Origin of the sequence: Acinetobacter sp. ANC 4862 (assembly GCF_004336635.1) — a bacterium.
Classification (GTDB): Bacteria; Pseudomonadota; Gammaproteobacteria; order Pseudomonadales; family Moraxellaceae; genus Acinetobacter.
The window spans coordinates 1-15050 of sequence record NZ_SJXH01000033.1; the positions used below are offsets into that span (position 1 = coordinate 1).

Here is a 15050-nt window from a genome sequence, read left to right on the forward strand (position 1 = left end):
GCGGATCATCAGGGCCACATTAGGATTCAAATCTATGAAGACGGCTTATGCCACAATTAAAGGTATTGAAGTCATGCGTGCACTACGTAAAGGACAAGCATCGTCATTTTATTATGGTCAGCCTCAGGGTGAAGTGTGTCTAATCAACAGGGTTTTCGGTCTCTAAGTACTTTTTAAAGGGAACATCATCGACTCAAATCTCTATTTGCAACAGTGCCGATCACAGTACAATTTATCGTTGGGTTCAGCGTTATGCTCCAGAAATGGAAAAACGGTTACGCTGGTATTGGCGTAATCCTACAGATTTACATTCATGGCATATGGATGAGACTTATATCAAAGTGAAGGGGCGATGGACTTACCTGTATCGTGCAGTTGATCAACGGGGTCATACGATTGACTTTTACCTTTCCGCTAGACGGAACAGTAAATCAGCCTATAGTTTTCTAGGAAAGATCTTCAATACGGTGAAAAAATGGCAAATTCCACGGGTCATCAATACAGATAAAGCAGCGACCTATGGCCATGCTTTATCACGATTAAAGCGAGAAGGAAAATGTCCAGTAGATATTGAGCACAGGCAGATTAAGTATAAAAATAATGTCATTGAATGTGATCATGGTAAGTTAAAGCGAATCATCAGGGCCACATTAGGATTCAAATCTATGAAGACGGCTTATGCCACAATTAAAGGTATTGAAGTCATGCGTGCACTACGTAAAGGACAAGCATCGTCATTTTATTATGGTCAGCCTCAGGGTGAAGTGTGTCTAATCAACAGGGTTTTCGGTCTCTAAGCACTTTTTAAAGGGAACATCATCGACTCAAATCTCTATTTGCAACAGTGCCGTAAATTTGAGAATGAATCTGTACGTACAGACTCATTCCCTATCTATAAAGATATTAGAAATAGCTACATAGAGTTTATTTCTAGTTTATTCAAATTAGTCGTTCAAATTAGGCGTTACTACGGATGAACAATAATTTTTACAGCAGACTCATTATTATGAATCAATGTTTCAAAGCCTTTAGAAACAAGATCATCTAATGCAATCCGTTGGGTAATAAAAGGTTCTAGATTAATCTTACCTTGCTCAACCAAACGGATAGTTTCCTGATGATCATTTACATAAGCAATCGTGCCACGAATATCTAGCTCTTTCATCACCACACTATGCACATTAATTGTGGCAGGATGGCTCCAAATAGAAACGATAACGACTACACCAGTTGGTTTCATTGCTGCAACGAGTGTATCCATGACTTTATTGACACTACTACATTCAAAAGCGACATCTACACCGCGGTCTTCTGTAATTTTCATTACCTCAGCAACTACATCAACCTTAGATGGGTCTAGTACATAATCGGCAACACCCGCTTCTATCGCTTTTTCTTTACGTTTTGCACTCAGTTCAGTAATGATGACCGTGAGACCTTTAGCCTTTAAAATAGCAGATAAAAGTAAGCCTATTGGGCCTGCTCCACCAACCAGTGCGATATCGCCAGCTTTTGCGCCACTTCTGACATAGGCATGATGACCGACAGATAAAGGTTCTATCAATGCTGCTTGGTCTAAAGGAATATCATTTGAAATAGGATGTACCCAACGCCGCTGAACTGCAATTTTTTCAGAAAGACCACCACCGCGTCCGCCTAAACCAATAAAGTTCATATTTTTTGATAAATGATACTTATCATTGGGGCCAGTCGGCACATCGTCAGCAATGATGTAGGGTTCAACTACGACATGTTGCCCAATTTGGATATCATCTACACCCTCTCCAACTGCATAAACCACGCCTGAAAATTCATGTCCCATTGTTACAGGTGCAGATTCTCCCGAAATTGGGTGTGGGTGACCACAAGGTGGAATAAAAATAGGACCTTCCATGAATTCATGTAAATCTGTACCGCAAATACCACACCACGCAACTTGAATTCCAACTGTGCCTGGAAGTACTTTCGGTTCAGGGATATCTTCAATTCGAATATCCCCTCGGTCATAAAAACGAGCTGCTTTCATTTTATATTCCTTATATTGATGTTAACGGTAAACCATTCTAGACGTAATACCAAATCAGCATATTGTTTTCTTGGAAAAATTTTAAATAATGTGAAGAAGTGGCAAATTCCACAAGTGATCAACACGGATAAAGCACCCACATATGGACGTGCTTTATCACGGTTAAAACGGGAAGGTAAATGTCCACCAGACCTTGAGCACAGGCAGATTAAGTATAAAAATAACGTGATTGAATGTGATCATGGCAAGCTAAAGCGGATCATCAGGGCCACATTAGGATTCAAATCTATGAAGACGGCTTATGCCACAATTAAAGGTATTGAGGTCATGCGTGCACTACGTAAAGGACAAGCATCGTCATTTTATTATGGTCAGCCTCAGGGTGAAGTGTGTCTAATCAACAGGGTTTTCGGTCTCTAAGTACTTTTTAAAGGGAACATCATCGACTCAAATCTCTATTTGCAACAGTGCCCGATGGACTGCATCTACTCGTAGACTCTACAGGCATGAAGTTTCTAGGTGAGGGCGAATGGAAACGCAAGAAACATGGAGCTGAATATCGTCGCCAATAATGACGTATAAAGTTTTATCTAATTTTTCTTTTTATCCAATTTAAAATTAGGTGCGTACACGGCCTCAACTTTCAATAAAGTATAAAAGGTGTTTGTGTAGGCAATACCCTTACTTTTGATAAGCCAAAAGAAAGCAAAAGCCTTTGTTACCCATACATAACATCCCTATTATGATGGATAACGTGTGGCATCCCTGCCACACTCGTGTATCCAAACGTTGCTTAAATTAAACTATGTAATAGTGGCGACATAAAGGTGCTCTTATCGCTATATATTAAAAACTTAGTGGAACACTGTTTCTAAAGCTTTTAAACCCACTTTGGGATCAAGTAGACCGTTGTAAATTTCAGGGATTTCACGTTCCACCCCAAAAAATTCATAAATGGCAAGCATCGCCCCACGAACTGAATATTCCACAGTAAAGACCACGTCATCTTCAATTTCCACAAACTGTCCAAGGAAAGCAAAGTTTTGTGAGCCTTGTGGAATTACCTGTGGACGATCCCCCGGTTTACGGCAGGCGAATAGGGCAGAGGCGTATGGCATCATGGCGGTAGTAACATCAGTCGTTGCCAAAACATGATCTAAAATGTCGTCAAAACCGAGCTGTTTAATCAGTTCTGTTAGGATTTCTTGCCCCGTGGCTTCGGACATTGGTTTTTTGATGTAATCGCCTATATGGTCAATTTGGAAACCGTAGCCCCATAAGGTATATAAACCTTCAGGTAAGTCGGCAAAGTGTGGCTGTGCAGGAACCACGATGGATAAATGCCAACCCGACTCATACCAAGTCATGAGTGCGCCTGTGCCTGGTTCATTGCCTGTATAGTCAATAATACGTTTAAGTAGCACGTCATCTTTCATGGTCAGAGTGAAAGACTCCCACTTATGTTCATCGACATTGCCATAAAAAGTCATTGGACGGCCAAAGTCTGGGGCTTTTTGTGCCAGCGTTTCCCAAAGCGTCCAGCCATGATCTTCTCGATGACGAATAAGGGCAGGCACGTCATGATTACCGCCATAACGTGAGTCTGCTGTAATAGAGCCTAAAGTGAAAATAGCTAAATCATTGGCTTTCAGATTAATTTGCTCTGAGCCTTCAGGCAATTGTACATATAGGCGTGAAGCGTAGCGTTCTTGAGTTTCAGCATTGGTAATGAAGTCTGCATCTGTGACATAGTGTCCAAAACGCACATCGACGCCTTGTGCGACTAACCAACGCTGTAGGGGCAGAATCATCGAGTCATATTGGTTGTACTTGGTACGTTTCACACCCGCTAAGGTATGAATGCGTGGCAATTCTTGAATAAAACGCAAGAAATAGCGTCTTAACTCTGCTGCACTGTGCCATTTTTGAAAAGCGAAAGTCGTGCGCCACATGCGCCAGAAATTGGTTTCAAAAAAGGTTTCATCAAAAAACTCATCAATGCGGCGACTGCCAATTTTTTCTTCTTTTGAAGCTAATAGGCGCAGCATCTGTGCACGATGTAGCGTATTCAGACCAAGCTTTGCTGCATCCGCAATGACATGTTCGGCATCAATCAACCGTGCATTGGCGTGGGTTTTCACTTTTTCATTAAACTCACGACATTCTTCACGCACCGAAATGTCTGGATTTTCCAAAGATGGAATACTGGAAAATAAGTCCCATAGGCACAAATAAGTTTCATCGGTCAGCATTCGCCCACCACGTGTTACCCAAGCTTGCGCGGCATGCGGTGTATGTCCACCATCCATCGAACCACCTGAAATATCGAGTTCTTCTAAAATATGGATATTTTTGGCAGGGACTTTGGCATCACGGATTGCAAATGCAGCAGCAGCCATACCTGCGATACCACCACCAATAATCCAAAGATGGGACTGTTGTGCGTCTAATGGGGTGCGCTTCTTCTTATGCATGGTTCACCTTTAATAATGATGTTAAAAACTATGAAGTATAAAATGTGATTTAGAAAAACCTTAAAAATAGTATGACTTTTTATATATGAAAAATGTATGAAATGGGAAGCAATTTACTCATTATATTTTGTAATCAAAAAAATGTAAGTAATGGTTATTTTTAATACACATTTGTATTTTTTTTAAAATAAAATATAATTTAAGTAATTGATTTTATTATTTTATTGAGTAATCACTCTATTTTGATCATATTTGTTTGTGTCTGAAGAATGTGTTTGAAACTAGGCTTTCTATTGATCATTAAAAGATATAATTGAATAATAGATCTCTCTTTCATAAATCAAAAAACGAGCACCTTTTTGATTGATATTTGTACTCTAATTTTCTTAGCATTCGTGCATAATCTGCGGATGAAATACATTGATTCAAAGAAGCTTTCTGAAACACAGTTTAAGCGATATACAGGCATCTCATGGTCAACCTTTTATTTAAATGGTTGAGCAATTGCAGAAGCATGTTCCAGCTAAAGGCAGACCACCCAAGTGGCACTGTTGCAAATAACCACGAATGGTAAGTTGAAGACTGTTTTAGCTAAAGGTGCAGCATATGAATCCTTTCCATGGTCGGCATTTTCAGGGCGAAATCATTCTTTGGGCTGTGCGCTGGTATTGTAAATATGGCATTAGCTATCGTGAACTGCAGGAAATGCTGGCCGAACGGGGTGTGAATGTTGATCACACGACTATTTACCGTTGGGTTCAACGTTATGCTCCTGAAATAGAAAAACGTTTACGCTGGTATTGGCGTAATCCTACAGATCTGAGCTCGTGGCATATTGATGAAACCTATGTAAAAGTGAATGGACGATGGTCTTATCTGTATCGTGCAGTCGATCAACGTGGCGATACCATTGATTTTTATCTTTCTTCTAGACGTAATACCAAATCAGCATATTGTTTTCTTGGAAAAATTTTAAATAATGTGAAGAAGTGGCAAATTCCACAAGTGATCAACACGGATAAAGCACCCACATATGGACGTGCTTTATCACGGTTAAAACGGGAAGGTAAATGTCCACCAGACCTTGAGCACAGGCAGATTAAGTATAAAAATAACGTGATTGAATGTGATCATGGCAAGCTAAAGCGGATCATCAGGGCCACATTAGGATTCAAATCTATGAAGACGGCTTATGCCACAATTAAAGGTATTGAGGTCATGCGTGCACTACGTAAAGGACAAGCATCGTCATTTTATTATGGTCAGCCTCAGGGTGAAGTGTGTCTAATCAACAGGGTTTTCGGTCTCTAAGTACTTTTTAAAGGGAACATCATCGACTCAAATCTCTATTTGCAACAGTGCCGTTCTATGCACCGGATTTTTCTATTTGGGGCTTACAAACAAACATTGACCTAGAACGACAAAACGTAGTTTTTATATAGCTAGTTATAGCTAACTTACAACTAGGTTTAGTTATTTTAATTAAACTATTGATTAAGCCCACTTAACATATTGATTTATTAATTAATATTTTGATTTTTTGATATATTCCGCCACTGAATATTACTTGAATAGCGTACAAAATAATCAATAGAAACTGCTGTAGTTTCTGAATGACCTTTCTAGGTCCTTAGTTTATAAGCCTGCCTCACTTTCCTTGAGCGGGCTTTTTTTTGCTTGGATTTTAATTGTCATTATTCAATTACTCCTTTGATGGGTTGAATAGCCACTGATTTTATAGATACCTTTTAGTTAGATTTTTCAGTTTTTATAAGAACTACTGATTAGGACCTTGACACCCTGCTTTTTACTGGATAATCTTATTTCAACGCAGCAAAATCTGTGTGCAGGCGTGAGAACCTGATAAAATATCTAGGTGCAATTAAATGTCGCACTTGCGGCTATTTTTTTTGCCTACTGTTAAGCAGTCCCTATGGTAGCTTAGCAGGGCAGCTTCGTGCTGGCTGATCCTAGATTCAGTATTCTCACCCCTGTTAAGTTGCCTCCATTGCCGTGAGAAGCGATGGAGATAATTAAACTCTTATCTAGGAAACTGCTATGCATACTAAATTCAATGATGCAAACCCATGCATGCCAAAAAACCTCGCTAAACAACTGATTGTCGAAAGCGCAAAACTTCTGAATCATCAACAACGTCAAGCCTTGCTCGATATTTTCATGACTTTAGATCAGGCGGAAAAAACAGCTGAAAATACACTTCAACAACATGCTGTAGCGCAACAAAGCACCCACAACTTTTCTCAAGATTACGAATGCCAAGAATACAATCAGGAATATTGGTCAGGTCATTACTATGATTCTTACAGTCAAGAATATCCGGAAGATTGGGTAAAACGGACTCAGTCCACCCCAGGTCGTCATAAGTTCCCTAGAACTGCTTACTGATCGTGGGGGGGGCCTCTTTAAAAGTAGGCATCATAATCCGAGCTACTCGACCGAGTTGGCTCGGATGAATACCGGGGAAACTGAGGGATTTGAGAACCTGATGACAGTCGTTGAACTGCATATTAAAGAACTCAATACCTCTGCTGCCTAAAGCATTCACTACACGATTAATCGTATCAAAACGTGGTGCTTAATCCTGACGTAGGACTTTGTGGAGTGCCTCACCCCAATCCCTGCTTCTTTAGCGATTTTGAGTCATGCCACGAGCTTTAGCAATAACACCAAATTCATATTCTAAAAGCGGACATTTCTACTTTTGGCTACTGTTTTAATAAATTATTTTAAATCAATTACTTATATTGTTTTTGAAAGCCCAATCCTACCCAATTGGGCTTTTTTATCTTTTTAACCTGTTCCACGCCTGTTATTTAACCAATGTTCCACGGCTTTGATAAGCCCAGGTGAACAATCATATTATCCATTGGGTAAGAAAAAGCGACTCAGGAATCCCCTTTTCTGTGGTTCCGGCTCGACATGTTCCGGAACAGGAATGCGCTTATTTTCAAGAGTAGTCAATCCGTCATAGTTCGGCACTGGCTCTAACCGAGGATCTGTTGCTATATCGTGATTAGATTTGGCACTGTTGCAAATAGGGATCTGAGTCGATGATTTTCCCTTCAAAAAAGCTTAGAGACCGAAAACTCTATTTACTAGCCAAACTTCTCCTAGAATATTACCGTTATAAAATAATGAAGCTTGTCCTTTGCGTAGAGCACGCATAACCTCAATACCTTTAATTGTGGCATAAGCCGTTTTCATAGACTTGAATCCCAACGTAGCCTTGATGATCCGTTTGAGCTTGCCATGATCACATTCAATCACGTTATTCTTGTATTTAATCTGTCGATGCTCCAGGTCTTCAGGACACTTTCCTTCCTGTTTTAGTCGCGACAAAGCACGGCCATAGGTATGAGCCTTATCAGTGTTTATGACTCGTGGAATCTGCCATTTTTTGACATGATTCAAAATCTTACCAAGAAAACAATAAACTGAATGGGTATTTCGTCTAGCAGAAAGATAGAAATCAAGAGTATGGCCACGTTGGTCAACTGCACGGTATAGATATGCCCATTTGCCATTCTCTTTTACGTAAGTTTCATCCAGATGCCATAAATGTCGATCTGTAGGATTACGCCAATACCAACGTAAACGTTTTTCCATTTCTGGAGCATAACGCTGAACCCAGCGATAAATTGTGGTGTGATCAACATTCACTCCACGTTCAGCGAGCATTTCCTGAAGTTCACGATAGCTGATGCCATATTTACAATACCAACGAACAGCCCAAAGAATGATTTCACCTTGAAAGTGCCGACCGTTGAAGGGATTCATCTGCTGTATCTCGAAATAAATAAGATATTTAGCTTATCATGTCAGCCTATTTGCAACAGTGCCCTAGTCGATCGGGTATTAGTGCTTCTATAAATCGCATAAGCGATATTTCACGTCTTCAATAAAAATGGCATATTGGTTCAACTTCTATAAATCGCATAAGCGATATTTCACTTTTTTTTAGCAAGAAATGAGAGCATGGCTAATCTATAAATCGCATAAGCGATATTTCACTACAATATTAAGAATATATATTGTAATTAATCAATAAATTATAGTTTTTTATACAAAAAATCAAGACTTTATTAATGAAAATAAAACAATATAGATTCAATAACTTGAAGTATGTATCAAACAATTAGAGATTTTATAAAAATGTAGCCAAAAGCAGAAACTTCATGTTTCTCCACGGAAAAATATCACATATGAGCGATTAAAATCCATGAACCACTGACCACACATAATTTTCATGGATTTATGATGTCTAAAAACATTGGACTTTTTACAGTTAATTTCTTTCCACTCATCCAAAATTTCAGTTTGATAGACAGAAGATTGCTGAGGAAATTAACTGCCCCCAAAATTGGTCCTTTACCCAATAATTATTCAAGCCGAAGTAATATGATCTAGAGAAGATCGACAAGCACATCTTGTAGATTTTGACCATTTTTTCGATCAATTAACCGGGCTGACATGCCAAATGATTTGGGACCAATTACATCAGCCAAAAGGGTGTCACCAACAAATAGAACCTCATCTTTTCTACAATTTAATTGATCCAGTAGAGATTGATAAATTCTCGGGTCTGGTTTGATTGCTCCAATTTCATAACTCAATGCATATGCATCTAAATTCGGGATCATAGAAAAAATCTTTTCACCGTAGGGAAGCGCAAGATTAGAACACAAAGCCAGTTTGAAGCCAGAATCTCTTAGTCTATTTAAAGTCAAAAGTGTATCTTCATATAAAGTAAGGTTTTCTAGATCTTCAAATAAATCATCATTTAACTCCTGCAGAAAATGGTCAGGAATCTGTTGCCCCCAAAAATCAGTAAGTTCTTTAAAATCAAAAGAATATGACATGATAATAGTCGAATCATCGGGTTTATAATTACGACCTTGAGATTTTAACCATTTTAGCAAGCGTCGATATGGGGAACGCCCTTCTTGGATTTTAACAAGAGTACCAAAGACATCGAATGCAATTGCTGTACAACCATTTTTCTCATTAAACATCATTTACTCTCGCCAAGCCTAATGCATGATTAAACTCTTAATCATGCTTAACATCAATTACTTAGCATTTATAAGACGTCATAAATTGACTCAATATTTACTAAATAGATGGTGATTGATCATAACTCTGATCTTTTTTCTGAACTACTGTTTGTTCGGCTATCAATTTCTTGCTGTCCAGTACATCTAAAGCTTGCTGGACAGCTGCTGAATTAATTGCTGTAATTTTTCTTGATAGTGCTCGACTGAATTCATTTTTTGGATGATCTGGGCGGTCAAAGGTTGCAACTGGAGAGCAATCTCGTTCTGTACTGTACCCGAAATCTGATTTTGTATTTCGCTGTTTACTTGCTCTTTCAACTGCAAAGAAGTCACCAATGCTTTTAAATGTTGCTGCAAAAACAAGCTTAATTCGGTTTGTAAATCCTGCAAGATATTTTCTGAAAAAGTCTGATTTTTCAAACGTGAATACATCCGCTGATACTCTTCCAGACTCTGTCGTAGCTTGCTGTTGCGCTGCTCTGAGAGCAAGATCTGCTGTTCGAGTAGCTCGCTCAAGTTCTGATACTGACTTAAAGCCTGCAAAGCGGTTTTTTGTTCTTGTTGCTGCTGCTTTAGCAGCAACAACTGATCTTCGATAATTTTCAACAGCTCTGCTTCTATATTCATCTTTTAATTCCTTGGTTGAATCTTGGAGAATTTTTGCTGTAATTCGGTTTTGCTCATCGATAAAGCTTTCTTGAGCTCGACGAGTTTTGCTTGCTCTTCTTTCTGCATCATTTGTAGCTTCCCGATCTCGCTGTACTTGCTGTTGCTGAAGTATCCGAGACATATGCTGCAGATAAGCAAAATAATGAGTATTGAAATCATGGGTATCATCGATAAAGAAAGGACTTTTTTCAGCTTCGCCTGCTCGACGATGGCATGGTTCAAGCTCGTTAACTTGTGCAAGTCTTGGTTCATTGTGCTGATCCGAATTTGTAGTTCGTTGTTTATTGTCAGCAGACTCTGATTTAGATCGTTCTCCATCGAAACGATATCTGTTTTGATCTTCATTTCGTTGTGTTTCAAGTACTTTTGTAAGTTCGTCTGAGTTTCTACAATCTCGTGGTCCATATCGCTCTGTATGATACTTAGCCTTTTCTTCATAAAGCTTTTGGTATCGTTGAAGGCAACTGTCATATCTTTTTTCAGCGCGTTGTCGATATCGTTCTGATGCTGCTCTCTTAAGCTCTGCGCTGTTTTCAGAACATCTAAAGTTTTGCTCATACAACTCCCCTTTCAAAACCACAGGTTGGTTTTTATCTGGATGAATAACAGAAATTTGTTTTTTAGTTACTTTTGAAACTTCTAAACCTATATTCTTCAACCAATTAAGTAAGCTGTTGCGATCGTTAATCAAATTATCTGCGACTGCAAGTACAACTTCTTCGTGAATTTTCTCTCTAAATTCATTAAGAGTGTGAGGTAACTTTTTAAGCGTCTTTAATGCTTGACGATTTAACGGATCATCGGGATCATGAAGCCCATACTTAAAATTAACAATTCTTTTAAAACAGTCGACTCGTTCTAAATCCGCTTTCGCAAAAAATGGCTGCAGACGCTTACCAGTCAATATCTCGACATTCGGAATTATAAAGTTAAGTTCCAGCCTCCTTTGACCGGTTTCCTGGTTAATTTTGTCGCGATGTTCAATCCACAGAATTCGGTAATTGTCTGGTGTCAGACCAGAGAAAATCATTCTTTCAAATGCGGCCATGATTTGACGTTTTCGGCTCTCTGAGAGGTCATCCTCATAAAAAGAAAGGCAACCAGCGGTATATTTTTTTGTATAGCGACTGCTATCAATCAGATCCGCAACTTCCTGGATATTCCCAGCAAGAAGCTTCGCATGCTCCCGATCTAGCTCTTTCCCGAGAAAATAGTCGATTGGGCCTTTAGATTGCCCCGTCCCTGTTTCAAAAAAATCAACAATCATTCTCAAGCCCTGCTTTCAAACTATTTAACGCATACTCAAGATGAAGTAAGAGATGAAGTAGTTTCACTGCATCTAGCGGTCTATATGACGCGAGGTCTAGATTGACGGCTTTAGCGATCTGATTAATGTTGTTTCCAATGCGGCTCAGTTCTAATAAAAACTCTCTATCTAGCTTTGAGAACTTTGTCACGGGCAGCTGCTCATTCTTAACAGAGGTTAAAGCAGCCTCACGCATCAAGCGTGCAATCGAACTAAACATATTTTTTTGCTGCAAAAGCTCATATTCCGTTTCAAACAGAGTGACTTTAACGACTCGAGTGCGCACAGGCCTCTTTTTTTCAAACTGAATTTCCGGACGATGTTTCGACGGCTGTTTGTTTTTTTTAAAATAAGTCTCATTCTTATTCATAATCACCTCAATTTGAGACGTAATAAAGGGGGGTATCGGGGGGCTTGTCCACCTGATCAAGGTCACGATGGGTATGCTTTTTGAAAGTGCGTAGCACTGAAAAAAGTACCCATTGTGTATCCTTGCTTACCATTACTTAGCCAATAAAATCCCCCTGTTTTTCAGTAGGATTCATGCTCTTTGGTCAAGTTTTACTGGATGATTCGAGACTAGCAGATTTAAAAAAAAGACTTCCGATCAGGTGATGTTTTGATGATATTTTTAATTATTCGTTGAATTATGAGATAAACCACTTGCTATTTTTAAAGGAGGATAATGGATGAGACAGGAGATTCATGATTTTTCCAAACCACAAAAAGGCCTTCATCAGACCAAAAATGCTCATATTTTGATGATTTTTAGCAACAATCATTCAGCACTTTTTTCATCCAAAGCGGCAGTTGAGCAGCCTTTAATTTCTTGAATTCTTTCTGGCTCAGCTCTTTCTGATGGTTTCAATGATGTTTTGATCAACCAGTTTTTTCCAAAATAATTCATCGCTGAGATAGCTAAACCAACTTTTGTTCCAGCATGGCTTGTTGCATAAACATTCAAAAGCTGAGTTTTCGCCAAGCCATTCAAATTTAAGTGACAACTTGGGTGTGAGGTCTACCTAATTCCGTAAATCTATTCAGAACAGCCACACGCGCATGAATTTCATTGACCTGACTTTAAAAATGTCTTGCCGTCAGCTTATCTACTAATAATTTGATGCAATGCATCTTGGTTTCCACCAAACTGCGACGGTGATAACCCGACCATTTTTTCCATAGAGTTCTGCCTAAATGTTTAACCGTTTGAAGTAACTCATTTCGTTCTATTGAGCTGATGTTTCTTACGCTTCCATTCGCCTTCACCTAAAAATTTTAAACCCGTAGAATCTACGAGTAAGTGTAAACCATGGCGACTTTTCTGATAGCTAATCGCAATATCAATCGTCTTTTGTCTGCGACAGAGGGGGCGGTCCAATCTAGGCCGCACAGCTTAATCAAACTTTGAGTAAAGCCTGTGATCATACGTAAAGAAAGACGGAATAGAGATTTGATCATTAAACAGCATTGAATTGCTGTATCGGAATAAGTTTGATTTCGTCCATGCTTGCCTTGTGGTTGTGCATACCATTGGAAACTAGATTGAAATATTTCCTCACTTAATTAAAGCTTGGTTATACGAGGACCAATTGGTTATACGGTAGATTTTAGGTGCAGGCTTCTTCATCTGGAAATTATATTGCCGAAGAAGCCTTCAAGAATAGCTTTGTACAACAAAGCCATCCTGAACTCAAAATGTATAACCAAGAAATCAAAATAAGAATTAAGCATGTACTTGGTCATATTGAAGCTTTTAAAATTCTAGCTAACAGTTATCGAAATAGGGGTAAAAGACTATGGTTGAGATTTAATTTAATCTATGGAATTTACAATATAGAGCTGAGTGAAAAATGATTTATGAAAGATCTATTGCTTGCATGTTTATTTTTATTTGATGTAAAAGCTAATAAGGAAACTCCATAAACTTTTAGAAATTTATAAAAGCAACGGAATTAAAAAAGGTATTTTAGTAATACAAAAGGTATAAACATTATAGGCATTCTTATTAAACGCCTGCACTTCGTGAATACAACTGAAATGGCCACTTTCCGTTTTGGCACCCCCTATAGCTTCCACTTTTACCAACAAAGCACGAGTGATAGCCTGAGCGGAGATAGTGCGACTTTTTGAACGTCTGCGTTGGATTGTTCGTACAGATACCCCGAATCGTTTGGCTAGATATTTGTTTGAACGCTGATAAACGTCTTCATCTTTAAATACTAATGGTTTTGCGGATGGTACGAGTTCAGCAATAGTAGGTAATTTAGGTTCTATCTGCTTCCTATAGCTGCGGATGGTTCGTTCTGATACTCCACATAATTCAGCAAGCTGTTTGGTCTTTAATGTAGGGTTTTGAGTGTATAATGTGGTAAATTTAGCTCGTGCATCATAATACTGCTCTGATCTTGCTTTACCTCCAAGACTGCCTCTCGCCTTTTGCCGATTTGAGAAAGACTTTAAGTTTTCAGTTGTTTTAATTCGTCTTGAGAAACAGTAACGAGCAATGGAGTTGGCTATATGCTTTAGCTCATTTTCAGGCAACAGGTCATCAGCAAAACGATTTCTATTGATTTTACCTGCTTCATCCCGTAAATAAGTCGCAAATGCCTGCTCTGTTGAGTACTTGTGCCATTCAGTGTATGCTTGGTGTCGAAGAATCTCGAAGATAGTGCAATTACGTCCCATACCTGCCGCTTCTGACAATTTTTTATTGCGGCGGCAATACTCACCAATCAATAGGAAAGCATCAGATTTATATTGATTCTGCACGTTATAGTCGTCAGAAGTCACCCCCATTGATTTATTCAGCTGATCAAGCGTATATGCCTCACTATGAGGGCTAAAAACAATGTGTCGGCTAGATAAGGGATTTCTAGCCAAGAATCCTGAATAATGCGCATCACCATTGTAGATTGCAGTGAGCTTAAATGCGGTAGTTGAGTAATAATCCTTAGCTTTTTGGCTTCCAAAACGTGTCCGTGTCACCCCTTCTTTCAAGAAATACCACTTCTGCGAATGTCCTGTATCCGGATTTACTACGACAAGGTTCGGTGGCGCAACCGGTAGATCCATGAAATTAGAAGGATCTAAGTCATCATCATCAATAACAATGAAGTTATAGCGGTTATAATGATTAACTTGGATGTGCTCGTAGCGAAGTGCAATATTCTTAGCGAGAGTATAAGTCTGAACATCCCCACTTTTGATTGTGGAGCTACACATCATCTTTTTCGGTAAGTGCGTGATTAAAAAATCACGAACTGTATCAGGAATTGAACAAGACCTTTTATGATCTCTTTTTTGTTCAAGCAGGGTTTCTAAATAAACGCTCATGTATGACAAATCTATTTTGACTTGTCAAAATGCGATTACCACATCATAATATTCAAATACATTGTGGAATCAACAATGACAAATCTGTTGATGAAGCCAAGAAAAAGCCAGGGTCGCCAAACTTCGGGCTTTTTTTTGGTCTGCTGTTTTTTTATAAACATTTCTTT

At 38.9% G+C, this 15050-nt stretch carries 10 protein-coding genes and 7 pseudogenes; 7 read left to right on the forward strand and 10 right to left on the reverse strand.

Annotation, left to right across the window (positions count from 1 at the left end; all coding sequences use genetic code 11):
* Positions 1-166, forward strand: a pseudogene (locus E0409_RS12955) (IS6 family transposase); the annotation flags it as partial.
* 46 nt (positions 167-212) lie between these two features.
* Positions 213-797: pseudogene (locus tag E0409_RS12960) on the forward strand (IS6 family transposase); the annotation flags it as partial.
* A 170-nt stretch (positions 798-967) separates the two neighbouring features.
* Here E0409_RS12960 and E0409_RS12965 read toward each other — a convergent pair.
* Positions 968-2026 carry a 2,3-butanediol dehydrogenase gene (locus E0409_RS12965; RefSeq protein ID WP_004281883.1) on the reverse strand — a complete coding sequence of 353 codons (1059 nt, stop codon included), beginning with the start codon at positions 2024-2026 and terminating at the stop codon, positions 968-970.
* A gap of 36 nt (positions 2027-2062) precedes the next feature.
* On the opposite strand from E0409_RS12965, the pseudogene E0409_RS12970 reads away from it, so the two are divergent.
* Both E0409_RS12970 and E0409_RS12975 read left to right on the forward strand, forming a co-directional pair.
* Positions 2063-2446: pseudogene (locus tag E0409_RS12970) on the forward strand (IS6-like element IS1006 family transposase); the annotation flags it as partial.
* 53 nt (positions 2447-2499) lie between these two features.
* Positions 2500-2595, forward strand: a pseudogene (locus E0409_RS12975) (IS5/IS1182 family transposase); the annotation flags it as partial.
* A gap of 285 nt (positions 2596-2880) precedes the next feature.
* Here E0409_RS12975 and E0409_RS12980 read toward each other — a convergent pair.
* Positions 2881-4500: an oleate hydratase gene (locus E0409_RS12980; protein ID WP_109267733.1), complete on the reverse strand. Its 1620-nt coding sequence runs from the start codon at positions 4498-4500 to the stop codon at positions 2881-2883.
* 606 nt (positions 4501-5106) lie between these two features.
* Here E0409_RS12980 and E0409_RS12990 point away from each other — a divergent pair.
* Entirely contained in the window at positions 5107-5811 is a 705-nt protein-coding gene (locus E0409_RS12990) for an IS6-like element IS1006 family transposase (protein WP_001067784.1), read from the forward strand.
* Between the two features lie 747 nt (positions 5812-6558).
* The gene (locus E0409_RS12995; RefSeq protein WP_131291479.1) at positions 6559-6906 is read left to right on the forward strand and encodes a hypothetical protein; all 348 of its coding nucleotides are present in this window, start codon (positions 6559-6561) and stop codon (positions 6904-6906) included.
* 474 nt (positions 6907-7380) lie between these two features.
* On the opposite strand, the pseudogene E0409_RS13000 reads toward E0409_RS12995, so the two are convergent.
* From E0409_RS13000 to E0409_RS13030, 7 genes and pseudogenes are all read right to left on the reverse strand, one after another.
* Positions 7381-7542 (reverse strand): annotated as a pseudogene (locus tag E0409_RS13000) (plasmid replication DNA-binding protein); the annotation flags it as partial.
* Between the two features lie 51 nt (positions 7543-7593).
* A complete protein-coding gene (locus tag E0409_RS13005; protein WP_131291481.1) occupies positions 7594-8298 on the reverse strand; it encodes an IS6-like element IS1007 family transposase in 705 nt (234 codons plus the stop codon).
* Between the two features lie 626 nt (positions 8299-8924).
* Positions 8925-9536: an HAD family hydrolase gene (locus E0409_RS13015; protein WP_131291483.1), complete on the reverse strand. Its 612-nt coding sequence runs from the start codon at positions 9534-9536 to the stop codon at positions 8925-8927.
* 97 nt (positions 9537-9633) lie between these two features.
* Positions 9634-11511, reverse strand: coding sequence for a relaxase family protein (locus tag E0409_RS13020; protein ID WP_131291485.1), 1878 nt, complete (start codon positions 11509-11511; stop codon positions 9634-9636).
* Positions 11501-11920, reverse strand: a complete 420-nt coding sequence (locus tag E0409_RS13025; protein ID WP_131291487.1) for a MobC family plasmid mobilization relaxosome protein — start codon at positions 11918-11920, stop codon at positions 11501-11503. Before E0409_RS13025 ends, E0409_RS13020 begins: the two co-directional genes overlap by 11 nt.
* A 408-nt stretch (positions 11921-12328) precedes the next feature.
* Entirely contained in the window at positions 12329-12532 is a 204-nt protein-coding gene (locus tag E0409_RS16525) for a hypothetical protein (protein WP_165541340.1), read from the reverse strand.
* Positions 12533-12543: 11 nt separating this feature from the next.
* A pseudogene (locus E0409_RS13030) lies at positions 12544-13177 on the reverse strand (transposase).
* 119 nt (positions 13178-13296) lie between these two features.
* Between E0409_RS13030 and E0409_RS17080 the strand changes: the two are divergent.
* Positions 13297-13404, forward strand: a pseudogene (locus tag E0409_RS17080) (IS5/IS1182 family transposase); the annotation flags it as partial.
* A gap of 81 nt (positions 13405-13485) precedes the next feature.
* Here the strand turns inward: E0409_RS17080 and E0409_RS13035 are convergent.
* The gene (locus tag E0409_RS13035; RefSeq protein WP_131291489.1) at positions 13486-14883 is read right to left on the reverse strand and encodes a replication initiation protein; all 1398 of its coding nucleotides are present in this window, start codon (positions 14881-14883) and stop codon (positions 13486-13488) included.
* Positions 14884-15050: the final 167 nt, after the last annotated feature.